Here is a 25,008-nt window from a genome sequence, read left to right as displayed (position 1 = left end):
GCGGTGGAACCCTACTGGGCCATGCCCAGGGCCTGCAACAGCCCTTCCCGGTTGATGGGCTTGATCAGCAGGTCGTCGAAACCCGCTTCCATGATCTGGTTCTTCTCGCTGGCAAAGGCGTGGGCGGTGTAGGCGATGATGTGCAGGCCCCGGGTCCTTTCCTCCTCCCGCAGGCGCTGGCAGACCTCGATGCCGGTCATGCCGGGCATGCTCACGTCGAGCAGCACATGATCCACCTCCGGCGTCCGGGCCAGGCATTCCAGGGCCGCTTCGCCGGAGTCCGCTTCCAGCACCTCGATCCCCAGCTTGCTGAGGATGGCGCGGGGCAACATGCGATTGACCTTGTGGTCGTCTACCACCAGCACTTTCATCATTCCTCCTTCTCGCCGATGGGCAGCGTGAAGTAGAACTCGCTGCCCCGGCCCGGTTCGGATTGTAGCGTCAGGCGTCCGCCCATCAGTTCCACCAGCTGGCGCGACAGGGCCAGGCCCAGACCGCTGCCGCCCTGGCGCCGGGTGGCGAAGCTCTCGCCCTGGCGGAACTTGTCGAAGATCGTCTCCTGATCCGCCGGGGCGATGCCGGGGCCGCTGTCGCGCACGGCAAAGCGGATGCGCTTGCCATCCCTGCGCACGTTCACGTCCACTGTACCCCGATCGGTGAATTTCACCCCATTGTGCACCAGATTGTTGAGCACCTGGGTCAGGCGCAGGTGGTCGCACAGCAGCTGCCGGGGCACGTCCCGGTCGATTTCCAGATTCAGGGCCAGGCCCTTGCCGTCGGCCTGGGGCTGGTGGGCCTGCACCACCCGCTGCAACAGGGGCTGGAGCGGCTCCAGGGTCGGCGCCAGTTCGAAGCGACCGGCTTCGATCTTGGCCAGGTCGAGGATGGAATTGACCAGTTCCAGCAGGTGGCTGCCGCTGCTGTGGATGGTGCCGGCGTATTCCCGCAGATCCTGGTCGTCGGTGCTTTCCTGCAGCAGTTCGGCATAGCCGATGATGCCGTTGAGGGGCGTGCGCAGTTCGTGGGACATGGAGGCGAGGAACTCGGACTTGAGCCGGTTGGCCTCTTCCGCCTTGGCCCGGCTCTGTTCCAGGCGCGCCAGCAGCAGGCCGATGCCCCAGGAGAAGGCCAGCACGATGAGGGTGACGAGGCCGCCGAAGGCCAGGTAGCTCCAGGCCCGGTGCCGGGTTTCGGCCAGGGCCTCGTTGCGGTCGCTGCCGACGATCACCATCAGGGGATAGTCGAAAAGGACCCGGTAGGCGAAGAAGCGGTCGATCTTGTCGATGCTGCTGGTGAGTTCCAGGGTGCCGCTGGCTTCCTTGCTGGCTGCCGTCAGGATGGGGCTGTTGGCCAGGCTCTGGCCCACCTGTTCATCCTTGCCCGACTTGCGGGCGCGGACGATGCCGTCCAGCCCCAGCAGGGTGATGACGCTGTGGGGGCCCAGGTTAACGTCGGCATAGAGCTGGGTGAAGTAGAGGGGGTCCAGGGAGACCACCACGACGCCGCCGAAACTGCCGTCCGGCTTGTTGATGCGGCGGGTCAGCTGCAGCGACCATTTACCCGAGGCCCGCCCCAGCACCGGCTTGCTGACGAAGAGCTGGCCCGTGTCGCGGGCGATGTGCACGCGGAAATGCTCCCGGTCCGAGAGGTCCAGCACCTTGTGGTTGGGCAGGTTGGAGAGGATGTATTTGCCGTGCTCATCGATGATGCCCAGCTGGTTGAAGAGATTGGAGAAGATCATCCCGTCCCGCACGTAGGCGGCGATGTCCACCTTCTCCGGATGCCGCTCGTACTGGTACTTGAGGAACATCACCGCCTGATCCACGCTCTTCAGGGTGCGCAGGGTGTGCTCTTCCAGGGCCCGGGCCAGGTTCAGGTTGTCCTGGTTGATGGAGGCGATTTCCAGGCTTTCCTCGTTGTGGATCTTGAAGGTGATGGCGCACCAGTTGAGCACCAGCAGGGCCAGGGCGAAGGTCCACACCAGGCGCCGCCCCTGGGCCGAGGCGGAGTGGGGATTGCTGGCGGGTGGGCGGGACAGTTCGGGCATCGGTGTCAGCTTCAAAGAATGACGTGGGTATCCGGATAACGGATTCCAGTATATTGAAACGGACAAAATACGGTCCCGGGTGAAACCCTAGGTCGGACCCCGGGGAATCTCCCTGAAAAAGGGCATTTCTCCTCGTGCCGCCAGCCCTTACGTGGTCTACAATGCCGCCAGCCCTCACTCACCGATAGCCATGCAGCGTGTCAGCATCAACCGGCTCCAGCCCGGCCTCTTCATCTCCCTGTCCCATGTGGGCTGGGTGCGCCATCCCTTTTTGCTCAACGAGTTCCGCATCTCCAGCGAGAAGCAGATCCAGGTCCTGAAGGAAATGGGCCTGGAGGACGTGCCCTGGGATCCCCAGCGCAGCACCACCGTGCCCCTGCCCGAAGTGGCCCGCAGCGCCGCGCCGGAAGAGGTGGATTTCGGTGCGGCGGCCCTGGCCGGCATGCTCGACGAGAAGAAGCTGCGCATGGAGCGGGTGCGGCGCCAGCGGGAACGCCTAGCCCGGCGCGAGCGGGAATACGATCAGGAAATCAGCGCCGCCTCGGAAATCCTCAAGACCCTCGGCCCCCAGCCGGCGGAGGCCCACGCCGAAGCCCAGAAGCTGGCCAGCCGCATCGTCGATGGCCTGATGGGCTCGGAGAGCGTGGTCATCCAGCTGATGAGCCAGAAGGTGCGGGAGGCCGGCCTGGCCTTCCACTCCATCAACGTCATGGTGCTGTCCCTGTTGCTGGGCAAGGCGGCGGAGCTGTCGGCGGAGGAGATGAAATACCTGGGGGTGGGGGCCCTGCTACACGACGCCGGCAAGACCGAGATTCCGCCCCGCATCCTGCGCGCCACCACCCGCACCCCGCCGGAAGAGGAATACTACCGGGCCCACGTGGGCTACGGCATCAAGGCCGTGGCCGGGGCCAAGGGCATGGCCGTGCCGGCCCGCAACATCATTGCCTGCCACCATGAGCGCTGGGACGGCAACGGTTTCCCCAACCGCCTGGCCGGCGACAAGATTCCCCGTCTGGCCCGCATCGCTGCCCTGGCCAATCGCTACGACAACCTGTGCAACCCCTTCGACATCCAGAGCGCCAAGACCCCGGCGGAGGCCCTGGGCCATCTCTTCAAGAAGGAAAGCGGGGCCTTCGATCCGGATCTGCTGCAACGTTTCGTCAAGGTGCTGGGGGTCTATCCGCCCGGCACCTTCGTCACCCTCTCCAACGGCGCCGTGGGCCTGGTGGTGGAAAGCAACCCCAACCGCCTGCTGCAGCCCCTGGTGATGCTTTACGACGCCGATATTCCCCGCCATGAGGCCCTCATGCTCGACCTCAAGGAAGCCGAGCTGAACGTGGAAAGCACTCTCAACCCGGCCAACATGCCCCTGGAAGTGGTGGAGTATCTGGCGCCCCGGGGCCGCATCGACTACTACGTCGAAGGAGCGCCGTAAGGATTTTCCCCGTAGGCTTTCCGTGGCGGCTGTGCTAGTCTGGAACTGTGTCGTGGCTGGCGGCACCCACGATGGCAGTTGGCAGTCGCCGTGTTTCAAGGAGACCCTATGACCGTTGCAGATAGGCTTGTCTTTTGAGATTACCGGGTAGCACCAACGACGGCGAAAAGCCGGATTCCCGAGCCTGAAGGGCCAGGGAGGCAGCAACGGAAAGCCCATGCGATTTTTGTATGGGCTTTTTCTTTGGCGCTCGCAAAGACGGCTAGCTTGGCCCGGCGCGGCGCGTAGAATGGGGCGGTGATCTTCCCTTGCGGAGTACTGCCATGAGCCACAAGCACGCCAACCTGTTGCGCAGTATTTTCCAGGACCCCTTGAGCGCCAACATCCACTGGCGCGAGGTCGAATCCCTGCTGCACCATCTGGGGGCCGCCGTCGAGCCGACCCACGGCGCCCGCTACCGGGTGGTGCTGAACAAGGTGGAAGGCTTCTTCCACCATCCCCACAACAGTTCCACCTGCTCCAAGACCGACATCAAGCAGCTGCGGGAATTCCTGGGGCACGCCGGCGTTTCTCTTTCCGCCTACGAAAAGGGGGCGGACTGAGGTGCAGGGCCCGGTCGCGTCGTGCGACACCACGGGACGCTGTTCCGTATCCGTCAAAAAAAAGCCCCTCCGGCGCATGCGGGAGGGGCTGAAGAAGCCGGCGGGGGTGCCGGCCTCGGGGGTTGTGAGCCTTACTGGCCGGCCTTGGCCACCGGCGCGGCGGCCTGGTCGTTGCCGGAGTTCTTCAGGGATTCGGCCTTGAAGTCGTCCTTCCAGCCGCCGCCCAGGGCCTTGAACAGGTCCACGGCGGAGGTCAGGCGGGCCTGGCGGGTGCTGACGTAGTCCAGCAGGGCGTCGTTGGCGCTGCGCTGGGCGTCAAGCACTTCGAGGAAGGCGGAATAGCCGGCCTCGTAGCGTAGCTGGGCCAGTTCCAGGGTCTTCTGGGTGGCCTGCACCCGCTTCTCCTGGGCCCGTTCCCCTTCGCCGTTTTCCCGCAGTCCCACCAGGGCGTCGTTCACTTCCTTGAAGGCGGTCTGCACCGTCTTCTGGTAGCTGATCAGGGCCTGTTTCTGCTTGGCCGTGGCCTGGTCGATCCGGGCCGCATTGCGGCCAAAATCGAAGATCGGCATGGTGGCGGCCAGCCCCAGGGACCAGGCGCCAGCGGCGGAGGTGAACAGGTTGGTGAGGGCGGCGCTCTCGCTGCCCAGGCTGCCGGTGAGGGACAGGCTGGGGTAGAGGGCGGCCTTGGCGACGCCGATCTTGGCATTGGCCGCCACCAGGGTCTCTTCGGCCTGGCGGATGTCCGGGCGGGCTTCCAGCAGGGAGGAGGGCAGGCCTGCCGGGGGCACCGGCGGCAGGGGCAGCTGGCGCAGGTCGCCGGCGGCGATCTTCAGGTCGGGTTTGCCGGTGAGCAGGGCCAGCTGGGTCTCGGCCACGGCCCGCTGCCGGCGCAGGCTGGCGGCCTGGGCCTGGGCGGTGGCCAGGGTGCTTTCGGCCTGGTGCAGGTCCAGGGGCGAGGCGCTGCCGGCTTCCTGCTTGCTCTTGACGATGTCCAGGGCCTTTTCCCGGGTGGCCACGGTGTCCCGGGTCAGGGCCAGGTCGGCGTCGGCGGCGCGCAGGGTGAGGTAGGCATTGGTCACCAGGGAGGCGACGGACAATTCCACCGTGTCCCGGGCGTAGCGGCTGGAGAGCAGCTGGGCCCGGGCGGCCTCGTTGGCGCGGCGCAGCTTGCCCCACACGTCGATCTCGAAGGAGGTGCTGAGGCTGGCCTTGCGGCTGTCCCGCAGACGCTGGGTATTGGCCGCCGGCAGGGGGTCGGTCTTCATGCTGATCTCGTTGCGGCCGCCGCTGGCGTTGGCGTCGATCTGGGGGAAGAAGGCGGCGCCCGCTTCCCGGGCCACACCTTCGGCCTCTTCCACCTGGGCCACGGCCAGCAGCAGGTCGTGGTTGTGTTCCTGGGCCTGGCGCACCAGGTCGTTCAGGGTGGCGTCCTGGAACAGCTTCCACCATTCCTTTTCCACCGGCGCCTGGGCCGCCGGGGCGGCTTCGGCGGTGGCCACGTAGGCTTCCGGCAGGGTGGCTTCGGGGCGCTTGTAGTCAGGGCCCACGGCGCAGCCGGCGAGGGCCAGCAGGGTCAGGGTGGCGACCAGGCCCTGGCTCAGGGCGAAGGGGGCGTGGGATGCAGGGCGGCTCATTGGCCTTCCTCCTTGTTATCGTGCGCAACGTGGTGGTAGGAGCCTTCCGGCAGGTTGGCACGGCGGCCCGACAGCCAGGTGAAGAACATGGGAATGAAGATGGTGGCGATGAAGGTGGCGGCCAGCATGCCCCCGAACACGCCCGTGCCCATGGACTTGCGCGCCGCGGCGCCGGCCCCGGTGGCCTTGACCAGGGGGAAGACGCCGAGGATGAAGGCCAGGGAGGTCATGACGATGGGGCGGAAGCGCAGGCGGGCACCTTCCAGGGCCGCCTCCAGCACGCCGAGGCCTTCTGCCCGCTTCTGGGCGGCGAACTCGACGATCAGGATGGCGTTCTTCGCCGCCAGGCCGATCAGCACCACCAGGCCGATCTGGAAGTAGATGTCGTTGGGCATGCCGCGGATCATCACTGCCGCCAGGGCGCCGAAGAGGGCGAAGGGCACGGCCAGGATCACCGCCAGGGGCAGGGACCACTTCTCGTACTGGGCCGCCAGGATCAGGAACACCATGATGATGCCGAAGCCGAAGGCGACGGCGGAAGTGGTGCCGGTGCGCTTTTCCTGGAAGGCCTGGCCGGTCCATTCCAGCTCGTAGCCGGCGGGCAGGGTTTCCTTGGCCACTTCCTCGACGATCTTGATGGCGTCGCCGGTACTGACCTTGGGCACGGAGCTGCCCATGACCTTGGCGGAGAGGAAGCCGTTGAAGCGCTCCAGCTGTTCCGGGCCGACCACGGACTTGACCTTGATCAGGGCCGAGACGGGCACCATGGAACCGCTGCTGCTCTTCACGTACACCCGGCCCAGATCTTCCGGCTTGGAGCGGAACTGGCCGTCGGCCTGGAGCTGCACCCGGTAGGTGCGGCCGTTGAGGTTGAAGTCATTGACGTAGAGGGTGCCCATGGTGGCCTGCAGCGTCTGGTACACGTCGCTGACGGCGATGCCCATGGAGATGGCCTTGGCTTCATTGACCTCGACGCTGAGCTGGGGCGAGGTGGGGCGGAAGAAGGTGTTGATGCCCACCAGTTCCTGGCGCTTCTTCAGGCCTTCCATGAACTGCTGCACGACACCGGAAAGCTTCTGGGGATCGGCGTCGCCGCGGACCTGGATGTAGGCTTCGAAACCGCCGGCGTTGCCCAGGCCGCGGATGGCGGGCGGGTTGAACACCAGGCCGAGGCCGTCCGGCAGCATCATGCCCATGCCCATGAACTTCTTCGCCAGGTCGTCGGCGCCGGCCTTGCGTTCGTCCCAGTCCTTCAGCGGGATGAAGACGGTGCCGGCATTGGGCTTCATGCCGCCGCCGATGATGTCGTTACCGGCGATGACGAAGACCCGGTCCACTGCCTCGTCCTGCTTGATCATGGACTGGAACTGGTCGCCGGTGGCGCGGGTGCGCTGCAGGCTGGCGCCGTCGGGCAGCATCAGGGCGCTGATCAGGTAGCCCTGGTCTTCCGCCGGCACGAAGCCGCCGGGCACGGCGCGGAACATGAAGAAGCTGCCGCCGAGGATGACGACGCAGGCCACGGTGCCGATGATGCGGTGATGCAGGGTCTTGTTCACCGTGTCGGTGTAGGACTTGGTGAAGCGCTCGAAGAGGCGGTTGAAGGGACGGAAGATGGCCGGCTCTTCATGCTTGGGCTGCAGCAGCAGGGCGCACAGGGCCGGCGTCAGGGTCAGGGCGACGATGCCGGAGAGGGTGACGGAGATGGCCACGGTGACGGCGAACTGCTTGTACAGCATGCCGGCGATGCCGCCCAGGAAGGCGACGGGGATGAACACCGCGCACAGCACCAGGACGATGGCCACCACGGCGCTGGATACTTCGCGCATGGCTTCGATGGCCGCTTCCTTGGGCGCCATCTTCTCTTCCCACATCAGGCGTTCGACGTTCTCCAGCACCACGATGGCGTCGTCCACCACGATACCGATGGCCAGCACCATGGCGAACAGGGTCAGGGTGTTGATGGAGAAGCCGAACAGCCACAGGCCGGCGAAGGTGCCGATCAGGGAGACGGGCACGGCCACCAGGGGAATCACCGTGGCGCGCCAGTTCTGCAGGAAGACGAAGACGACGATGGCCACCAGGACCAGGGCTTCCACCAGGGTGTGCACCACTTCGGTGATGGAGGCCTGGACGAACTTGGTGGTGTCGAAGGGGACCACGTAATCCACGTCGCTGGGGAACTTCTGCTTCAGTTCGTCCATGCGCAGCTTCACCTTCTTGGCCACGTCCAGGGCGTTGGCGCCGGACTGCAGGAAGATGCCGACGCCGACCACGGGCTTGCCCATCAGGGCGGTGGAGGCGTCATAGTTCTGGGCACCCAGCTCGACCCGGGCCACGTCCTTCAGGTACAGGGCGCCCTTGGGGCCGTCGGCGCGGATGACGATGTTGCCGAACTGCTCCGGCGTCGTCAGGCGGCCCTTGGCAGTCACCGTGTAGACCAGCTGCTGGCCGTTGGGGGCCGGCTCCTGGCCGATCTTGCCGGCGGCGTTCTGCTTGTTCTGGGCGGCGATGGCGTTGGAGATTTCCGTCGTCGTCACTCCCAGCTGGGCCATGCGGTCGGGCCGCAGCCACAGCCGCATGGAGTAGTCCAGGGCACCGAAGATCTGGGCATCGCCGACGCCGGGGATGCGCTTCAGGTCGTCCAGGATATTGACCAGGGCGTAGTTGGACAGGTACAGGGGTGTGCGGGTGCCTTCCGGCGAGGTGATGGCAGCCACCATCAGGATGTCGTTGGAACGCTTCTGCACGGTCACGCCGTACTGGCGCACCACGTCCGGCAGGCGCGGCTCGGCGATCTTGACCCGGTTGTTCACGTTCACCGTGGCCATGTCCACATCGGTGCCGACCTCGAAGGTGGCGGTGATGGAGAGGGAGCCGTTGGCGGAGGCCGTGGAGTTGAAATACATCAGGTTTTCAACGCCGGAGAGCTGCTCCTCGATGGGGGCGGCGACGGTCTTGGCCAGGGTTTCGGCGGAGGCGCCGGGGTAGGAGGCGGAAATGATCACCGTCGGCGGCGCGATTTCCGGGTACTGGGAAATGGGCAGCACCCGGGATGCCATGATCCCGGCGATGACGATGACGATGGAGATGACCGATGCGAAGATCGGTCGATTGATGAAAAAGCGTGACATGTTGGGTTCGAATCCCTTTCTGGCTCAGCTTATTGCTTGCCTTGGGCAGCAGGCTGGGCGGGCGTCTTGGCGGCATCACCCTCGGCGCCCTTGGCAGGCGCGGCGGCGGGGGCGGCATCGGCCGGCTTGGCGGCGGCAGGCTGGCCCAGGGCCGGGGTGCCCGGAGCGGCGCCAGGGGCGCCGGGTGCAGCCTGGGGACCGTGGGGCGCCACGGGCGCACCGGGGCGGGCCTTCATCAGGTTGTCCACGATCACCTTGTCGCCGGCCTTGAGGCCGCCGGTGATGACCCAGTCCTTGCCGCGCCATTCGGCGGTCTGCACCGGGCGCGGGGCGACCTTGCTTTCGGCGTCCACCACCATCACCAGGCGGGCCTGTTCGGTCTGCATGACGGCAGCCTGGGGCACCAGGAAGACGCCTTCCCGGTTGCCGGTGAGCAGGCGCACGCGCACGAACTGGCCGGGCAGCAGCTTGCCGTCGCTGTTATCGAATTCGGCGCGCAGCTGCTGGGTGCCCAGGGTGGTGTCGATGGTGGAGGCGAGGAAGTTGATCTTGCCCGGCTTGTCATAGACGCTGCCGTCGGGAAGGATCAGCTCGACGCCGCTGACCATCTCGGCCTTCAGCTGGCCGCCGGGCAGGTTGGCGGTGTCGGACTCGGAGAGGCCGAAGCGCACCCACATCGGATTGGCCTGGTACACGGAGGTGAGCAGGCTGGCGTCGGAGGTGTTGATGAGGTTGCCTTCGGACTTCACGGCCCGGCCGGAGGTGCCGGAAACGGGGGCGGTGACGGTGGTCCAGGACAGGTTCAGCTGGGCCTGGCGCAGGGCGGCCTGGGCGATGGCGTTGTTGGAGGCCGCATCGTCGTATTCCTTCTGGCTCACGGCCTGGCGGGCCAGCAGGCCCTTCAGGCGGCCCTCTTCCCGGGCCGTCTGCTCGGCCTTGGCCTTGGCTTCGGCCAGGGCGATCTCGTAGGGCGCCCGGTCGATCTGGAACAGGGGCTGGCCGGCCTTCACCAGGGCACCTTCCTGGTACAGGCGCTTCATCAGGATGCCGCCCACCCGGGCGCGCACTTCCGTTTCCTTGGCACCTTCGGTCTGGGCCATCAGCTCCAGGGAGGCCGGCAGGTTCTGGGGCTGCATTTCCAGCACGGTCACCGGCAGGGCCTGGGGGGCGCCGCCCTGGGGGGCTGCGTTTTCACCGGAACAGGCAGCCAGGCCGAGGGCCAGCACCAGGGCGGCGGCAGCCGGCCGCAGGCGGAGGAGGGGGGCGGGGAATTGTTGGGTGGACGACATGAGTGGAGCTCCGGACTTTGAATTATGCTGATGATTATATACAATCAAGGTTGTATGTAAATCGACCTATTTGTAACGTTGTGTATCAAACGGCCCGGCAAACACTTGGTGTGCAGGCGGGGCCAATGGTTCGCGGAGCGGCGCCAGGCGCCGTTCCAGAGGAAGGAAGCATGGTCAGGAAAACCAAGGCCGAGGCGGAACAGACCCGGCGCGAAATCATCGATGCGGCCCGCTGCGTATTCCACGAATGCGGCGTCAGCCGTACGTCCCTGGAAAAGATCGCCCGGGTGGCCGGAGTAACCCGGGGCGCCGTCTATTGGCATTTCGAGAACAAGGCGGAACTGTTCTTCGCCATGCGGGAAGATTCCCTGGCGGTGCTGGACGAGGTGGATGCCTACCTGGATTCGCCGGATCTCCCGAATCCCCTCGACGGCATCGAGCAGAGCCTGCTGGCGTTTTTCCGCATCATCGACGGACGTTCGGAAGTCCGTCAGGTTTTCGAGATTATGACCCTGCGCTGCGAGTATGTGGATGAATTTGCGCAGGTGCTGCAGGAAGTCAACAAACCCTGCATGGACTTCCTCGCCAAGCTCATCCGCTGCTACCAGCGTGCAGCCGACAAGGGCTACCTGCGCCCCGGGCTGGACCCGGAGGGGGCCGCCTACGACACCCTGTCCTTCACCGCCGGCCTTTTCAACAACTGGCTCTCCAGCCAGCCCGGCGACCTGCTGCGCCTCAAGGTGCCGGACATGATCCGCCAGCACCTGCTGCTGCGGCGCCCCTGATGCCCGCCTTGCAGACCCTGCTGCTGTTCGTCGCCACCGCCGTGGCGGAAATCGTCGGCTGCTACCTGCCCTGGCTGTGGCTGAAAAAGGGGGGCTCGGTCTGGCTGCTGCTGCCGGCGGCCTTCAGCCTGGGCCTGTTCGCCTGGCTGCTGACCCTCCATCCCCAGGCCGCCGGCCGCACCTACGCGGCCTACGGCGGCGTCTACATCGGCGTCGCCCTGCTCTGGCTGTGGCTGGTGGACGGCATCCGCCCCACCCTGTGGGACGGAGTCGGCGCCACGGTGGCCCTGGCCGGCATGGCCATTATCATGTTAGCCCCCCGCTCCGCCTGAGCGCTTCTTATCATAGGGAAGCGACTTGTCCTCAGCCCGATAAAAAGAAAAACCGGACAGGCCACCCTGAGGTGATCTGTCCGGTTCTTTGGGGGGGGGGGCTGGAGCGGCGCGTTTAGGCGGCGCTGGCGGCCTGCAGCAGGCTGTTGAGGGTGGCGCTGGGGCGCATCACGGCGGTCACCTTGGCCTGGTCGGCCAGGTAGTAGCCGCCGATATCCACGGGCTTGCCCTGGACCGCCTTCAGTTCGTCCACGATCTTCTGCTCGTTTTCGGCCAGGGACTTGGCCAGGGAAGCGAACTTGGCGGCCAGGTCCTTGTCCTCGGACTGGGCGGCCAGGGCCTGGGCCCAGTACAGGGCCAGGTAGAACTGGCTGCCCCGGTTGTCCAGCTCGCCGGTACGGCGGGAGGGGGACTTGTTCTCGTCCAGCAGCTTGCCGGTGGCCTCATCCAGGGTCTTGGCCAGCAGCTTGGCCTTGGCGTTGCCGGTCTTGATGCCCAGCTCTTCCAGGGACACGGCCAGGGCCAGGAACTCGCCCAGGGAATCCCAGCGCAGGTGGTTTTCTTCCACCAGCTGCTGCACGTGCTTGGGGGCGGAGCCGCCGGCACCGGTTTCGTACATGCCGCCGCCAGCCATCAGGGGAACGATGGAGAGCATCTTGGCGGAGGTGCCCAGTTCCATGATGGGGAACAGGTCGGTCAGGTAGTCGCGCAGGATGTTGCCGGTGACGGAGATGGTGTCCAGGCCGCGGGCGACCCGTTCCAGGGTGAAGCGCATGGCGCGCACCTGGGACATGATGTGGATTTCCAGGCCGCTGGTGTCGTGATCCTTGAGGTACTTCTCCACCTTCTTGATCAGCTCGGCCTCGTGGGGACGGTAGGGGTCCAGCCAGAAGACGGCGGGCATGCCGGAGTTGCGGGCGCGGGTGACGGCCAGCTTGACCCAGTCGCGGATCGGCTCGTCCTTCACCTGGCACATGCGCCAGATGTCGCCTTCTTCCACGTTCTGGGACAGCAGCACTTCGCCGGTGGCCAGGTCCACAATGTTGGCGATGCCAGCTTCGGCGATTTCGAAGGTCTTGTCGTGGGAGCCGTATTCCTCGGCCTTCTGGGCCATCAGGCCGACGTTGGGCACGGTGCCCATGGTCTTGGGATCGAAGTTGCCGTGCCACTTACAGAAGTTGATCATCTCCTGGTAGATGCGGGCGAAGGTGGATTCGGGCATCACGGCCTTGCAGTCGTAAGGCTTGCCGTCGGCACCCCACATCTTGCCGCCGCCGCGGATCATGGCGGGCATGGAAGCGTCCACGATGATGTCGTTGGGGGAGTGGAAGTTGGTGATGCCCTTGGCGGAATCCACCATGGCCAGACGGGGACGGTGCTCCTGGCAGGCGTGCAGGTCGCGGATGATCTCGTCGCGCTTGGATTCGGGCAGGGTGTCGATCTTCTCGTAGAGGGTGGCCATGCCGTTGTTGACGTTGATGCCCAGCTCGTCGAACAGCTTGCCGTGCTTCTCGAAGGCTTCCTTGTAGTAGATCTTGACGCAGTGGCCGAAGACGATGGGGTGGGACACCTTCATCATGGTGGCCTTCACGTGCAGGGAGAAGAGGATGCCGGCCTGGCGGCAGTCTTCCAGTTCCTTCTCGTAGAAGTCGCACAGGGCCTTCTTGCTCATGAACATGGAGTCGATGATCTCGCCGTCCTTGAGGGCCACCTTGGGCTTCAGCACGATGGTCTTGCCGCTCTTGGTGACCAGCTCCATCTTCACGTCCCGGGCCTTGTCCAGGGTCAGGGACTTTTCACCGTGGTAGAAGTCGCCGTGGTCCATGTGGGCCACGTGGGTCTGGGACCAGGGCTTCCATTCACCCATGGAGTGGGGGTGCTTCTTGGCGTAGTTCTTGACGGCGGCGGGGGCGCGGCGGTCGGAGTTGCCTTCGCGCAGCACCGGATTCACGGCGGAGCCCAGGCACTTGCCGTAGCGGGTCTTGAGGGCCTTTTCCTCGTCCGTGGTGGGGTTTTCCGGGTAGTCCGGGATGGCGTAGCCCTTGGCCTGCAGTTCCTTGACGCAAGCCACCAGCTGGGCCACGGAGGCGCTGATGTTGGGCAGCTTGATGATGTTGGTGTCGGGGTCTTGGGTCAGGCGGCCCAGTTCGGCCAAGTTGTCCGGAACCTTCTGGTCGTCGCGCAGGTAGTCGGAGAATTCGGCCAGGACACGGGCGGCCACGGAAATGTCGCTTTCGGCGATTTCAACGCCGGCCGGACCGGTGAAGGTGCGGATGATCGGCAGAAAAGCACAGGTCGCCAGCAGGGGCGCCTCATCAGTGAGCGTGTAAATGATCTTCGACTTACCAGCAGACATGCTAATCCCTCACATAGTTCGTAGTTAAAGGTGCGGACAACTCTTATATATATTATATCACCCGGTGCAATCTTATTGCGTACCGTGCAATGAATGCCGTGGGGATGGATGCCCGCCTTTCCCTCCCCAGGGCCCCTCATGGGGCCTGTCCGGGCCCCATTTCCGCGGGAGGCGGGGCTGGCCGGTGCTAAGATTTCCGCTTTCTTCCGCGTTCCGCCCGTGCCGATGGACATTTCGACCGCCGCCACCGCCAATCGCATCGCCATTGCCCTCATCGACGGCTTCAATAAGCATTATCGGCTGTTCCGCCAGACCAGCCGGGAGGCCAAGTTCCGTTTCGAGTCCGGCGACTGGCTGGCGGTGCACAAGGCGGTGAAGGACCGCATCCGTTTCTACGACGACCGGGTGGAGGAGTGCGTCGAGCGCCTGCGCGACGAATTCCGGGCCGAGGCCCTGGACGACGCCACCTGGCAGCAGGTGAAGCTGCTCTACATTGGCCTGCTGCTCAATCACAAGCAGCCGGAGCTGGCGGAGACCTTCTTCAACTCCGTGTGCTGCAAGATCCTGCACCGCACCTATTTCCACAACGACTTCATCTTCGTGCGGCCGGCCATCTCCACGGAGAACATCGAATCCAATCCGCCCACCTACTCCAGCTACTACCCGGGGGAGGGCGGCCTCGCGGAAACGATGCGCCAGATCATCCTGGACTTCGACTGGCAGCGGGATTTCGAGGACCTGGAGCGGGACGTGGACTACCTCTACCGCACCATCCGGACCCATCTCGGGGGCGAACTGCCGGCCCGGGAGGCCAACTGCCAGATCCAGGTGCTGTACTCCGCCTTCTACCGCAACAAGGGCGCCTACATCATCGGCAAGGCCATCAACGGCAACCAGGAATACCCCTTCGCCATCCCGGTGCTGCACACCCCGGGCGGCAAGCTCTATCTGGATACGATCCTGCTCGACGCCTGGCGCATCTCCATCCTCTTTTCCCTGTCCCGGGCCTATTTCATGGTGGATATGGAAGTGCCCTCCGGCTACGTCCAGTTCCTGCGCTCCATCATGCCCGGCAAGCCCCGCTCCGAGCTGTACACCATGCTGGGGCTGGGCAAGCAGGGCAAGACCATGTTCTTCCGCGACCTCATCTACCACCTGCGCCATTCGGAGGACAAATTCATCGTCGCCCCCGGCATCCGGGGCCTGGTGATGCTGGTGTTCACCCTGCCCTCCTTCCCCTACGTCTTCAAGATCATCAAGGACGTCTTCGGCAGCTCCAAGGAAGTGGACCACGCCACGGTCAAGTACAAGTACCAGCTGGTGAAGCAGGTGGACCGGGTGGGGCGCATGGCCGACACCCTGGAGTTCTCCTATGCGGCCCTGCCCCGTTCCCGCTTCGATCCGGCCCTGCTGGAGGAACTGCGGCAGCAGGTGCCCTCCCTCCTGGAGGAGGACGGGGAAGACCTGATCATCAAGCACCTCTACATCGAGCGGCGCATGACGCCCCTCAACATCTATCTGGACAACGCCCCGGAAGAGAAGGTGGAAGCGGCGGTGAAGGACTACGGCAACGCCATCCGGGAACTGGCCATTGCCAACATCTTCCCCGGCGACATGCTGTGGAAGAACTTTGGCGTCACCCGCTACAACCGCATCGTCTTCTACGACTACGACGAAATCGAACACATGACCGACATGAATTTCCGGGCCATCCCGGAAGCCCCCTATCCGGAACTGGAAATGTCCGGCGAGCCCTGGTATTCCGTGGCCCGCAACGACGTCTTCCCGGAAGAGTTCTCCACCTTCCTGCTCGGCTCCCGGCCGGTACGCCAGGCCTTCCTCAAGCACCACCGGGACCTGCTGCAGCCCGAATTCTGGCAGGCGGCCCAGGAGCAGATCCGCCAAGGGCGGGTGGAGGACTTCTTCCCCTATCCGGAAGAACTGCGCTTTAGCCGCCTCTATGCCGCCGGCGGGGAAAACGCCTGAGATGGCCCGCATCCTCCTTTTCAACAAGCCCTACGGCGTCCTCTCCCAATTCACCCCCGAAGGCCGCTGGCAGGGCCTCAAGGACTACCTGGAGATACCCGGCGTCTATCCCGCCGGCCGCCTCGATGCGGACAGCGAAGGCCTGCTCCTGCTCACCGACGACGGCGTCCTGCAGGCCCGCATCGCCGATCCCCGCTACAAGCTGGAAAAGACCTACTGGGTGCAGGTGGAGGGCGTGCCGACGGAAGCCGCGCTGCAAGCCCTTCGTCAGGGGGTTGCCCTGAAGGATGGCGTCACCCGGCCCGCCCAGGCCAGGCTCATGGAAGAACCGCATGGATTGTGGCTGCGGGAGCCGCCCATCCGCTACCGGGCTGCCATCCCCACCAGCTGGATCGAACTGAAAATCCGTGAGGGCAAGAACCGCCAGGTCAGGCGGATGACAGCCAGCGTGGGCTACCCTACGCTCCGGCTCATCCGGGCCGCCATCGGCCGGGCTTCCGTGGAAGGCCTGGCCCCGGGAGAGTGGCGTCTGCTGCAGGGCGGTTTTGCCGACCTGGCGCCGGACGGCGCTCCCGGCCGAACCCCATCCCCTGACGGAGTTGCAAATGAAAAAAGCCCTACTGCTCGCCCTGACCCTGGCCTTCGCCCTCGGCACCGGCGTCGCTGAAGCCGCCACCCATGGCCACCACGCCAAGAAGGCGAGCCATGCCAAGCACGTCAAGCCTGCCAAGGCCGCCAAGCACCACGCCAAGCGCCACCACTAAGCCGCCGGGCCGGTCCGGCAGGCTTGCGGCCTGCCCGGCCCGGCGCTGTGCAAAGTAGGGCAGCCGCTGCCGGCTGGCCTATAATTCCGCCCCATGCATACCACCACCCTTTCCCGCTCCCTGGGCGCCGCCCTGGCCCTGGCAGCCGCTGCCTGGTGCGGCAGCGCCCTGGCCGAGATGGGCCGCCTGGAACTGACCGCCGGCTTCCACCGCATCGAGGCCGAAGTGGCCTACACCGATCCGGACCGCCAGCAGGGCCTGATGAACCGCCGCAGCATGGCGGCCAACCAGGGCATGCTGTTCGTCTTCCCCTTCCCGGCCCGCCACTGCATGTGGATGAAGAACACCCTGCTGCCCCTTTCCGTCGCCTTCCTCGATGAACAGGGCCGCATCATCAACATCCGCGACATGCAGCCCCAGACCGAGAACAGCCACTGCGCCGACAAGGACGCCCGCTTCGCCCTGGAGATGAACCAGGGCTGGTTCGCCCAGCGGGGCCTCAAGGCCGGCCTGACCCTGGGCGGCATCGAGCGCGCTCCCGCGCCGCGATGATCCCGGCCCGCGCCGCCTGGCGCCCGGCCCTGCTGCAACGCGGCCGGGCCCCGGCCCCGGCCCTGCGTCCCTGGCTGGAGGAACGGGGTTCCCTCACCGCCCGCATCCGCGCCCGCTGCGACCGTTTCCGCGTGCAATGCCTGCGCCAGTGCCTGGCCCCCATCGGCAGCGAAGAGGCGGCCTGCCTCGGCCTGCCCGCCGGCACCCGGGTCTGGATGCGGGAAGTGCTGCTGCTGGCGGACGAGGTGCCGGTGGTCTTCGCCCACACCGTCATGCCCCTGGCGCCGCGCCATCCCTTCGATCAGCGCTTTTTCGCCCTGGGCCAGCGTTCCCTCGGCAGCCTGCTCTTCTCCGACCCGCGCATCGCCCGGGGCCGCCTCGAATTCCGCGCCCTGGACCGGCGCCACCGCCTCTACCGCAGCGCCGAGGCCGCCCTCGGCCCTCAGCCCGGCTGGCTGTGGGCCCGCCGCTCCCGCTTCGGCCGCGGCGCCAAGGGGCTCCTGGTGAACGAGGTCTTCCTCCCCGCCGTGCTCTCCCTCTGAACATTCTTTTACACGGCCCGGTCAGACCCGGGTCAGGGCCCGGCGCAAGAATGGGCCATGGATTCCTGTCGCCGCCTCCTTCTGCGGGCCCTCTCCCTGCTGCCGCTGGCCCCCGGCCTGGTCCTCGCCGGCGCCAATGCCCCCGCCCGCATCGGCGAAGATGAGATCCAGGTGCGCCGCCAGGGCGAGACGTGGACGGTGGAGGCGCAGTTCGTCGTGCCGGTGCCGCCGTCCGTCGCCTGGGAAGTGCTGACGGACTTCGACAACATGACCGCCATCCTCACCAATCTCAGCAGCCGGGTGCTTTCCCGCCAGGGCCAGGTGCTGCAGGTGGAGCAGAAGGGGAGGGCCCGCTTCGGCATTTTCTCCTTCGCCTTCGAGTCCCTGCGGGAGATCACCCTGACGCCCCGGCGGCGCATCCAGGCCCGCGGCCTGGCCGGCAATACCAGGCAATTCGAGAGCGACATGGTGCTGGCGCCCCTGGACGGCGGCACCCGTTTTTCCTACCGGGTGGCGATGGTTCCCGACTTCTGGCTGCCCTCCCTGCTGGGGCCGTCCCTGCTGCAGCACGAGCTGGCCGAGCAGTTCAACGCCATGGCGGCGGAGATGGAAAAGCGGTTTGCCGTACGTTGATGGCAGGGGCTTGACGCGGGGGCGGCGGCGGTAGCCTAATGACCCTCCGGCCCGCGCCATATAACGCTGAGAGACATTTCCAGGGAGGCACTGGGTCGGGTGAGTGGCTCAATCTTGCCCGGAGGCCGGCCCCGCCTGCCTCCCGGGAGTTTCAGGGGGATAAGAAATGGACAACCAAGCTGAAATCCGCCAGCAGGATGGCGAGTGTTCCCTGGTCCTGGAGGGCCGCCTGGATTACTCCAACACCGTCAATTTCCACAGCCGCTGCAACAGCCTGATCGCCATGCCGGAAGCCAGCCGGGTCATCCTCGACTGCGGCAAGCTGACCTACATCGACAGTTCGGGCATCGGCGCCCTCATGGTCATCAACGACCGCGTCACCCGGGAAGGCAAGTCCCTGGAGCTGCATAACTGCAGCAGCGACGTCAAGAAAGTCCTCAAGCTGGTCAATCTGCACAAGGTGCTCAAGCTGGTCTGACGCCGCCATGGCGGGCTCCGGCCCGCCGGCGACCGTTCCGATCCGGAGTGGCTGGAGGGCTTCCGTGTCACATGCGTCCGACCAGGGCAGCCCCGGGCTGCCCGCCGGCAGGGGGTGTCCGTGGCGGACGCCCCGGCGCCCCATCGTCCTCATCGTCGACGACGCCCGGGAAAACGTCGAAGTGCTGGCCGACTGCCTGCAGTTCGAATACGACCTGCGCTTCGCCTACAACGGTCCGGAAGCCCTGGCCTGCGCCGTGGACGAGCCGCCGCCGGACCTTATCCTGCTCGACGTCATGATGCCGGGCATGGACGGCTACGAGGTGCTGGACCGGCTCAAGTCCGATCCGGCCACCGCCGCCATTCCCGTGGTTTTCGTCACCGCCATGACCGCCATCCGCGACGAGGTCCGGGGCCTGGCCCTGGGGGCCGTGGATTTCATCGGCCGCCCGGTCAGTCCCTCCATCGTGCGCGCCCGCATCCGCAGCCATGTGGCCCTGGCCGAGGCGCGGCGCCAGCTGGCGGAGCAGAACCAGTGGCTGATGCACGAGCGCTGCCTGGCCGAGGACATCCTCACCCGGCTGCGGGAGACCGAGACCTTCGATCCCCACAAGCTGCGCTACGTCCTTTCCTCGGTGGACCGCAGCAACGGCGACATGCTGCTCTCCGCCATGACCCCGGACCGGCGCCAGTGGGTGCTGGTGGGCGACATCTCCGGCCACGGCCCCGCCTCCGCCGTGGTGGCGCCCCTGCTGGGCCACGTCTTCTATTCCCAGGCGGCGGAGAACGGCGATGCCGAGGCCCTGCTGATCGAACTTAACCGGGTCATGTTCCAGCGCCTGCCGCTGCAGATGTTCATGGCCTTCGCCCTGGTGGAGGTGAATGCCGCCCGGGACCGGCTGCGGGTGTGGAACGGCGGCATGCCCGGCTGCTTCAACCGCAGCGGCCGGGGCAAGCTGACCCTGGTGGGCTCGGCCTACTATCCCCTCGGCCTGCAGCCCAACCTGGGGGAGACGGAAGCGCCGACGGAACTGGTGTTCCATCCCCGGGACCGCTTCTACCTGTTCACCGACGGCTTTTGCGAGTGCGAGGACGAGAACGGCAAGGCCTTCGGCGAGGAGGCCATCTTCGCCCTCCTGGCGGAGCCGGGGCCGCGCCGCTCGGTGCAGGGCATCTGGCTGGCGGCGGCCCGCTACCACGGCAGCGACCAGTTCCGCGACGACCTGACCCTGGTGGAACTGCGTCCCTGAGGGCCGGGCGGGGCGCCGGCGGGGCTTATAATCGGCCCTTTCCGCGCCCATTCCCTTCTTCGCCATGGCCTTCATTCCCGAAACCCCCGGGTCCGAATCCCCCGATCCCGCCGACCGCCCCGCCGAACCGACGGTGCTGGTGGTGGACGACGAGGAGGGCATGCGCAGCTTCCTCTCCCGCACCCTGGCCCTGCGCGGCTGGCAGGTGGAGGCGGCGGCCAGTGCCGAGGAGGGGGCCGCCCAGCTGGCCGGGCGCCACTTCGACCTGATCATCCTGGACATCGCCCTGCCCGGAAAATCCGGCCTGGAATGGCTGAAGGACCTGAAGGCCGCCGGTTTCGCGGGCGACGTCATCCTCATCACCGCCTTCGCCGACATGGAAACGGCCATCGACGCCCTGCGCGCCGGCGCCTCCGACTTCGTCCTCAAGCCCTTCCGCGTGGACCAGATCGTCAATTCCATCAACCGCTGCTTCGAGCGGGCCCGCCTGGCCCGGGAGAACTTCGTCCTGCGCCGCCAGCTGGAAGAGCGGGGCGGCGCCCGGGATGAAATCGTCGGCCACTCCGACAGCATCGCCCGCCTGCGGGCCCTGGTGCGGCGGGTGGCGCCGACCCCCTCGACGGTGCTGATCCAGGGCGAATCCGGCGTCGGCAAGGAACTGGTGGCCCGGGCCCTGCACCAACTCTCGCCCCGGGCCTCCCGGCCCTTCGTCGCGGTGAACTGCGCCGCCATTTCCGCCGACCTCATCGAATCCGAACTCTTCGGCCACGTGAAGGGCGCCTTCACCGGCGCCAAGGAGGCCCGCAACGGCCTCTTCTACTACGCCCACGGCGGTACCCTGTTCCTCGACGAAATCGGCGAGTTCCCCCTGGCCCTGCAGTCCAAGCTGCTGCGGGTGCTGGAGGAGCGCAAGATCCGCCCCGTCGGCACCGAGCACGAGGTGCCGGTGGATGTGCGGGTGGTGGCCGCCACCAACCGGGACCTGAAGCAGGAGGTGGCCCAGTGCCGCTTCCGCCAGGACCTCTTCTACCGCCTGGAAGTGATGACCCTCACCGTGCCGCCCCTGCGCCAGCGCGCCGAGGACGTGCCCGAGCTGGCGGCCCTGTTCATGGACAACCTGTGCGTCCAGCTCGGCGTGGCGCCCCTGCTCATCACCCCCGAGGTGGCCCATGCCCTCTCGGCCTACGCCTGGCCCGGCAACGTGCGGGAGCTGCGCAACTTCGTCGAGCGCTCCCTGCTCTTCGGCGAATTCCCCCTGGACTCCCTGGGCAGCGACGGCGCCGCCATGGAGCCGGCGGCAGCGCCCCCCTCCCTGCTTCTGGCCGAGGTGGAAAAGCGCCACATCCTGGCGGTGCTGGCCCAGAGCAACGGCAGCAAGGCCCGGGCGGCGGACCTCCTGGGCGTCTCCCGCAAGACCCTGGACCGCAAGTGCGCCGAGTGGGGGGTATGAGCGGCCGCCTGGGCGCCTGGCTGCGCCATCCCGGGCGGCGCCTGGAGGAACTGCAGGCCTCCTTCGCCGGCTCGGTGCGGCTCAAGCTGCTGGCCCTGGTGCTGGCGCCCCTGCTGCTGGGGGTGCCGGTGCTGCTGCTCATCGTCTGGATATGGGGCACCCAGGGCTACAACCAGCTGCTGGTGAACAAGGTCAGCTCCGACCTGGTCACCGCCCGCCAGTTCTTCGACCGGGTGCAGAGCGGCGTCAGCCTCAACCTGGAAGGTTTCTCCTCCTCCCACAGCCTGCTGCAGGCCCTGCAGCGGGGCGCTCCCGACGACATGGACCTGCTGCTGCAGGAGGCGGCCCTGGCCCAGGGCCTGGACTATCTGGTGCTGCTCGATTCCCGCGGCCGGGTGCGGGCCGGCGGCCGCGGCCCGGTGGACCGCAGCGCCTGGGACGTGGTCCAGTCCGCCCTGCAGGGGCGGGGCCAGCACGGCCTGGAAGTGTTCGCCCCGGAGCAGCTCGACGAACTGGCGCCCGCCCTGCGCCAGCGGGCCCACCTGGACCTGCTGCCCACCCGCAATGCCTCCCCCGACCCGCGCCGGGCCGAAGACCGGGGCCTGGTGATCCAGGCCGCGGTGCCGGTGCTGGGCAGCGAAGGCCAGATGCTGGGAGTGCTGGAAGGGGGCGTCCTGCTCAACGGCAACCTGGGCATCGTGGACCGCATCAACACCATCGTCTATCAGCAGGCCTCCCTGCCCCTGGGCAGCCAGGGCACCGCCACCCTGTTCCTCGGCGACACCCGCATCGCCACCAACGTGCGCCTCTTCGAAGGCCGGCGCGCCCTCGGCACCCGGGTCTCCCAGGCCGTGCGCGACAAGGTGCTGGGCCGGGGCGAAGTGTGGCTCGGCTCCGCTTTCGTGGTGGACGACACCTACGTCTCCGGCTACGAGCCCCTGCTCAACCTGCGCGGCGAACGGGTCGGCATGCTCTACGTCGGCTTTCTCGAAGCCCCCCTGCAGACCGCCCTGCACGGCGCCCTGGCCGGCCTCTTCCTGCTCTTCCTGCTGGTCTCGGGCCTGGGCACCCTGGCCGCCCTGCGCTGGGCCCAGACCATCTTTCGCCCCATCGAGCGCATGAACCGGGTCATGGCCCGCATCGAAGCCGGCGAAGAGACCGCCCGGGTCGGCCCCAGCGCCAGCAAGGACGAACTGGGCCGCCTCTCCCGGGCCTTCGACCACCTGCTCGATTCCCTCTCCGCCCGCCGCCTGGAACTGCAACGCTCCGCCGACGAACTGGACCGCAAGGTGGCCGAGCGCACCGCCGCCCTGGAAGAGGCCAACGCCACCCTGCGCCGGGCCCAACAGCAGCTGGTGATGAACGAAAAACTCACCGCCATCGGCGAACTCACCGCCGGCGTTGCCCATGAGATCAACAACCCGGTGGCCGTGATCCAGGGCAACCTGGAACTGCTGCGGGACGTGCTGGGGGAGCAGGCCGAGCCCGTGCGGGGCGAGATCCGCCTGATCGACGAACAGACCCAGCGCATCCGCGCCATCGTCACCCGCCTGCTGCAATTCGCCCGCCCCGGCGACTTCGCCGGCTATGCCGAAGCCACGGACGTGAACGGCGTGGTGGCTGACTGCCTGGTGCTGACCCGGCACAACCTGAACAAGGCCGGGGTCAAGGTGGAGACCCGGCTCGAGGCCGGCTGCAATGTGGAAATGAACCGGGGCGAACTGCAGCAGGTGCTGATCAACCTGATGATGAACGCCATGCAGGCCATGCCCCAGGGCGGCACCCTGAGCGTGGAAAGCCGGGACATCGGCCCCGACGACGCCATCCCCGGCGAAGCCTCCTTCCCCGGCGCCCTGCTGCGGGTGCGGGACACGGGCCACGGAATCGCCCCGGCCGACCTGGACCGCATCTTCGATCCCTTCTTCACCACCAAGAAGCAGGAGGGCACGGGGCTGGGGCTGTCCATCTCCTACGCCATCATCCAGCGCTACGGCGGGCGCATCACGGTGGAAAGCGCGCCGGGGGAGCACACCACCTTCACCCTGTGGCTGCGTCGGGAGGCGCAATACACGGAACAGCCGTCGGCGCCGGTGTTTGCGGCGCGGTTTATGAAGGCGGGGGAGTGAGGTTAAAGGGCGGTTGCAACCGCCCTTTGTTTTTGGTTGCTGTGCTGGGGTGGTGCTTCGGGCGTGGTTTGTTGATTTTGCGGCTGTGTTCCGCGCCGCCGCGCGGGTTCCTTTTCTTGCTTCCCCAAGAAAAGGAACCAAAAGAAGGGGAACCCTCGCCCCCGGCCCTGCGGGCTCCCCTGCGCTGCTCAGTCGGACGGGGCGGCTGCGGAACTCGCCCCCTGCGGGGGCTCAGACAGTCCTCGCCGACTTCCCCCCGCCCACCTTGCGCTGCTCGGCGGGGGTGGAAGGGGGGCGTGGCGATGTTGGTCATGCCGGTTGAGGTTGTGTGGTTTAGTTAATCAGGATATGCATTCGGCAAATTAGAGTTGCGACGCAGGTATCCTGACGGTAAGTTGGAAACTGTCCAGTGTTCCAGGATATTGGGCATTGTTGTTGTCCACTACCAGTTAGATCTACCTACGCTGCCTTTGAAAAAATTTGCACTTATGAAAAACAATAAAGCATATGGAATCTGCGCTCTTACAAGAACGACCGGTGCATTCGTGAAGTCGCACATAATTCCTTTGGCTTTAACAAGGCTGTCACGTACCGGGGAGAAGCACATAGAAGCAGAAATTGGCCAACGGATAAAACATCGCGCGAATAGTTGGTATGACAATGCTCTCGTGACTAGGGCTGGGGAGGATGTTCTTGCCGATATCGATGCCAAAGCAATTGAATTGCTTCGGAAATACAAATTAGTCTGGAGCGGTTGGGGCAGAGATGAACAACTAATAGCAGGCAGCTATCTGGGCGAGGATGAAGTGGGTTGCAGGGGTGTGGCAATTCAAGACGCTGAAGCGTTGCAACTCTTTTATCTCAGCATCGTATGGCGTGCGGCGGCCTCAAAGCGTCCAGAATTTAGGAACATAAACCTTCCTTCATCCGAGCTTGAAGACATCAGGTGTCGAGTCATGTTAAAGGACCCCGGACGGTTCCAAGACTATCCGGTTCAACTATTCCAAATCGGATCGACTGGAGTTGCACACAATCGAGTTCCATTGCTAGAAACGAAAGAAGTTGCTGACTCGGTCGCCTCACCGAAAGAAACTATCGATTACGTCAGAATTTATTTCGATGGCCTTGTTTCTCATGTACACCTGCCTCGTGATATTTGCCTGAGCGAGACATACTTGAAAACGTGTTTAAGGGCTGGTGAAGACACCATCGTCTTTCTACATAAATTTGAAGATTCGCGTGCGCACTCTGATCTCAAAGAATTGATTACGACAGTTGCACGCGAACAATACAGCCCAAATGTTCCACGAACAGTGCTTTCTGTTGCTATGAACTCTGCGTGGCCAAGTACCCCTCATTCATTTTGTTGCGATGATCTCGAAGCCAAAATCTAACAATCCGATTCGGTGGTCGGGCGGCCAGTTTTACTGTCCGTCTGTCGCTGACCTTCGTCGTTAGGGACTCCCCACATCCGCCCTGTGCGGCGCCGAGCAACGGAGGTTCTGGCGGAAAAAGGGCGAGCACTGTTTGAGGGCCTTGGGGCCCGAGTTGCGCAGCCCCCGCCGGAAGCGAGTAGCGCAGGGGACCCCGCGTAGCGGGGCGCCAAACCGGGCTCGC

Annotated in this window: 21 protein-coding genes; 15 read left to right on the top strand and 6 right to left on the bottom strand. The window is 65.8% G+C overall.

Going from position 1 to position 25,008, the window contains the following annotated elements:
• Window positions 1-11 precede the first annotated feature (11 nt).
• Entirely contained in the window at window positions 12-374 is a 363-nt protein-coding gene (locus AC1RTA_RS09790) for a response regulator (protein WP_043798013.1), read from the bottom strand.
• Window positions 371-2,047 (bottom strand): cache domain-containing sensor histidine kinase, encoded by a 1,677-nt coding sequence (locus AC1RTA_RS09785; RefSeq protein WP_492784615.1) that lies wholly within the window; start codon window positions 2,045-2,047, stop codon window positions 371-373. The genes AC1RTA_RS09790 and AC1RTA_RS09785 overlap by 4 nt, the downstream gene beginning before the upstream one ends.
• A 190-nt stretch (window positions 2,048-2,237) precedes the next feature.
• On the opposite strand from AC1RTA_RS09785, the gene AC1RTA_RS09780 reads away from it, so the two are divergent.
• Both AC1RTA_RS09780 and AC1RTA_RS09775 read left to right on the top strand, forming a co-directional pair.
• Window positions 2,238-3,482, top strand: a complete 1,245-nt coding sequence (locus AC1RTA_RS09780) for an HD-GYP domain-containing protein (protein WP_014236942.1) — start codon at window positions 2,238-2,240, stop codon at window positions 3,480-3,482.
• 323 nt (window positions 3,483-3,805) lie between these two features.
• The gene (locus tag AC1RTA_RS09775) at window positions 3,806-4,084 is read left to right on the top strand and encodes a type II toxin-antitoxin system HicA family toxin (RefSeq protein WP_492784614.1); all 279 of its coding nucleotides are present in this window, start codon (window positions 3,806-3,808) and stop codon (window positions 4,082-4,084) included.
• Window positions 4,085-4,215: 131 nt separating this feature from the next.
• On the opposite strand, the gene AC1RTA_RS09770 is transcribed toward AC1RTA_RS09775, so the two are convergent.
• From AC1RTA_RS09770 to AC1RTA_RS09760, 3 genes are read right to left on the bottom strand one after another with little or no spacing between them, the layout of a single operon-like run.
• Window positions 4,216-5,718, bottom strand: coding sequence for an efflux transporter outer membrane subunit (locus AC1RTA_RS09770; protein WP_014236944.1), 1,503 nt, complete (start codon window positions 5,716-5,718; stop codon window positions 4,216-4,218).
• Window positions 5,715-8,849 carry an efflux RND transporter permease subunit gene (locus AC1RTA_RS09765; protein WP_492784613.1) on the bottom strand — a complete coding sequence of 1,045 codons (3,135 nt, stop codon included), beginning with the start codon at window positions 8,847-8,849 and terminating at the stop codon, window positions 5,715-5,717. The genes AC1RTA_RS09770 and AC1RTA_RS09765 overlap by 4 nt, the downstream gene beginning before the upstream one ends.
• 29 nt (window positions 8,850-8,878) lie before the next feature.
• Window positions 8,879-10,138, bottom strand: a complete 1,260-nt coding sequence (locus AC1RTA_RS09760) for an efflux RND transporter periplasmic adaptor subunit (RefSeq protein WP_492784612.1) — start codon at window positions 10,136-10,138, stop codon at window positions 8,879-8,881.
• A 170-nt stretch (window positions 10,139-10,308) separates the two neighbouring features.
• On the opposite strand from AC1RTA_RS09760, the gene AC1RTA_RS09755 reads away from it, so the two are divergent.
• Window positions 10,309-10,923 (top strand): TetR family transcriptional regulator, encoded by a 615-nt coding sequence (locus AC1RTA_RS09755; RefSeq protein WP_492784611.1) that lies wholly within the window; start codon window positions 10,309-10,311, stop codon window positions 10,921-10,923.
• Window positions 10,923-11,255, top strand: coding sequence for a YnfA family protein (locus AC1RTA_RS09750; RefSeq protein WP_492784610.1), 333 nt, complete (start codon window positions 10,923-10,925; stop codon window positions 11,253-11,255). The genes AC1RTA_RS09755 and AC1RTA_RS09750 overlap by 1 nt, the downstream gene beginning before the upstream one ends.
• A gap of 115 nt (window positions 11,256-11,370) precedes the next feature.
• Here AC1RTA_RS09750 and AC1RTA_RS09745 read toward each other — a convergent pair whose 3' ends face one another.
• Window positions 11,371-13,611 (bottom strand): NADP-dependent isocitrate dehydrogenase, encoded by a 2,241-nt coding sequence (locus tag AC1RTA_RS09745; protein ID WP_492784609.1) that lies wholly within the window; start codon window positions 13,609-13,611, stop codon window positions 11,371-11,373.
• Between the two features lie 225 nt (window positions 13,612-13,836).
• Between AC1RTA_RS09745 and aceK the strand changes: the two genes are divergently transcribed.
• From aceK to AC1RTA_RS09690, 11 genes are all read left to right on the top strand, one after another.
• A complete protein-coding gene (gene aceK, locus AC1RTA_RS09740; RefSeq protein ID WP_492784608.1) occupies window positions 13,837-15,597 on the top strand; it encodes a bifunctional isocitrate dehydrogenase kinase/phosphatase in 1,761 nt (586 codons plus the stop codon).
• 1 nt (window position 15,598) lies between these two features.
• Complete coding sequence (locus AC1RTA_RS09735; protein ID WP_130458914.1) at window positions 15,599-16,264, top strand: pseudouridine synthase; 666 nt, start codon at window positions 15,599-15,601, stop codon at window positions 16,262-16,264.
• On the top strand, window positions 16,203-16,361 hold the full coding sequence (locus AC1RTA_RS09730) for a hypothetical protein (protein WP_014238303.1): 159 nt from the start codon (window positions 16,203-16,205) through the stop codon (window positions 16,359-16,361). The genes AC1RTA_RS09735 and AC1RTA_RS09730 overlap by 62 nt, the downstream gene beginning before the upstream one ends.
• 93 nt (window positions 16,362-16,454) lie before the next feature.
• Window positions 16,455-16,913: a DUF192 domain-containing protein gene (locus AC1RTA_RS09725; protein WP_152089576.1), complete on the top strand. Its 459-nt coding sequence runs from the start codon at window positions 16,455-16,457 to the stop codon at window positions 16,911-16,913.
• Complete coding sequence (locus AC1RTA_RS09720) at window positions 16,910-17,455, top strand: chorismate--pyruvate lyase family protein (RefSeq protein ID WP_130458912.1); 546 nt, start codon at window positions 16,910-16,912, stop codon at window positions 17,453-17,455. The genes AC1RTA_RS09725 and AC1RTA_RS09720 overlap by 4 nt, the downstream gene beginning before the upstream one ends.
• A gap of 57 nt (window positions 17,456-17,512) precedes the next feature.
• Window positions 17,513-18,088 carry an SRPBCC family protein gene (locus AC1RTA_RS09715; RefSeq protein WP_492784607.1) on the top strand — a complete coding sequence of 192 codons (576 nt, stop codon included), beginning with the start codon at window positions 17,513-17,515 and terminating at the stop codon, window positions 18,086-18,088.
• 166 nt (window positions 18,089-18,254) lie between these two features.
• Window positions 18,255-18,566 (top strand): STAS domain-containing protein, encoded by a 312-nt coding sequence (locus tag AC1RTA_RS09710; RefSeq protein ID WP_130458910.1) that lies wholly within the window; start codon window positions 18,255-18,257, stop codon window positions 18,564-18,566.
• Window positions 18,567-18,630: 64 nt separating this feature from the next.
• The gene (locus AC1RTA_RS09705) at window positions 18,631-19,815 is read left to right on the top strand and encodes a SpoIIE family protein phosphatase (RefSeq protein WP_165397459.1); all 1,185 of its coding nucleotides are present in this window, start codon (window positions 18,631-18,633) and stop codon (window positions 19,813-19,815) included.
• A gap of 64 nt (window positions 19,816-19,879) precedes the next feature.
• Complete coding sequence (locus AC1RTA_RS09700; protein WP_416244287.1) at window positions 19,880-21,265, top strand: sigma-54-dependent transcriptional regulator; 1,386 nt, start codon at window positions 19,880-19,882, stop codon at window positions 21,263-21,265.
• A complete protein-coding gene (locus AC1RTA_RS09695) occupies window positions 21,262-23,391 on the top strand; it encodes a cache domain-containing protein (protein ID WP_492784606.1) in 2,130 nt (709 codons plus the stop codon). Before AC1RTA_RS09700 ends, AC1RTA_RS09695 begins: the two co-directional genes overlap by 4 nt.
• A gap of 488 nt (window positions 23,392-23,879) precedes the next feature.
• Entirely contained in the window at window positions 23,880-24,785 is a 906-nt protein-coding gene (locus AC1RTA_RS09690; protein ID WP_492784605.1) for a hypothetical protein, read from the top strand.
• The last annotated feature ends 223 nt before the right edge of the window (window positions 24,786-25,008 follow it).

Source organism: Azospira sp. MPR-E4, assembly GCF_058809645.1.
This window is presented reverse-complemented; position numbering and strand designations above follow the sequence as displayed.

Bases quoted from the DNA above. Each gene is read 5' to 3' on its own strand.
- AC1RTA_RS09755 (WP_492784611.1), top strand. From the start codon at position 10,309: ATGGTCAGGAAAACCAAGGCCGAGGCGGAACAGACCCGGCGCGAAATC.
- AC1RTA_RS09715 (WP_492784607.1), top strand. From the start codon at position 17,513: ATGGATTCCTGTCGCCGCCTCCTTCTGCGGGCCCTCTCCCTGCTGCCG.
- AC1RTA_RS09765 (WP_492784613.1), bottom strand. From the start codon at position 8,849: ATGTCACGCTTTTTCATCAATCGACCGATCTTCGCATCGGTCATCTCC.
- aceK (WP_492784608.1), top strand. From the start codon at position 13,837: ATGGACATTTCGACCGCCGCCACCGCCAATCGCATCGCCATTGCCCTC.
- AC1RTA_RS09735 (WP_130458914.1), top strand. From the start codon at position 15,599: ATGGCCCGCATCCTCCTTTTCAACAAGCCCTACGGCGTCCTCTCCCAA.
- AC1RTA_RS09695 (WP_492784606.1), top strand. From the start codon at position 21,262: ATGAGCGGCCGCCTGGGCGCCTGGCTGCGCCATCCCGGGCGGCGCCTG.
- AC1RTA_RS09725 (WP_152089576.1), top strand. From the start codon at position 16,455: ATGCATACCACCACCCTTTCCCGCTCCCTGGGCGCCGCCCTGGCCCTG.
- AC1RTA_RS09780 (WP_014236942.1), top strand. From the start codon at position 2,238: ATGCAGCGTGTCAGCATCAACCGGCTCCAGCCCGGCCTCTTCATCTCC.
- AC1RTA_RS09690 (WP_492784605.1), top strand. From the start codon at position 23,880: ATGAAAAACAATAAAGCATATGGAATCTGCGCTCTTACAAGAACGACC.
- AC1RTA_RS09775 (WP_492784614.1), top strand. From the start codon at position 3,806: ATGAGCCACAAGCACGCCAACCTGTTGCGCAGTATTTTCCAGGACCCC.
- AC1RTA_RS09700 (WP_416244287.1), top strand. From the start codon at position 19,880: ATGGCCTTCATTCCCGAAACCCCCGGGTCCGAATCCCCCGATCCCGCC.
- AC1RTA_RS09785 (WP_492784615.1), bottom strand. From the start codon at position 2,047: ATGCCCGAACTGTCCCGCCCACCCGCCAGCAATCCCCACTCCGCCTCG.
- AC1RTA_RS09710 (WP_130458910.1), top strand. From the start codon at position 18,255: ATGGACAACCAAGCTGAAATCCGCCAGCAGGATGGCGAGTGTTCCCTG.
- AC1RTA_RS09720 (WP_130458912.1), top strand. From the start codon at position 16,910: ATGATCCCGGCCCGCGCCGCCTGGCGCCCGGCCCTGCTGCAACGCGGC.
- AC1RTA_RS09760 (WP_492784612.1), bottom strand. From the start codon at position 10,138: ATGTCGTCCACCCAACAATTCCCCGCCCCCCTCCTCCGCCTGCGGCCG.
- AC1RTA_RS09790 (WP_043798013.1), bottom strand. From the start codon at position 374: ATGATGAAAGTGCTGGTGGTAGACGACCACAAGGTCAATCGCATGTTG.
- AC1RTA_RS09770 (WP_014236944.1), bottom strand. From the start codon at position 5,718: ATGAGCCGCCCTGCATCCCACGCCCCCTTCGCCCTGAGCCAGGGCCTG.
- AC1RTA_RS09730 (WP_014238303.1), top strand. From the start codon at position 16,203: ATGAAAAAAGCCCTACTGCTCGCCCTGACCCTGGCCTTCGCCCTCGGC.
- AC1RTA_RS09745 (WP_492784609.1), bottom strand. From the start codon at position 13,611: ATGTCTGCTGGTAAGTCGAAGATCATTTACACGCTCACTGATGAGGCG.
- AC1RTA_RS09750 (WP_492784610.1), top strand. From the start codon at position 10,923: ATGCCCGCCTTGCAGACCCTGCTGCTGTTCGTCGCCACCGCCGTGGCG.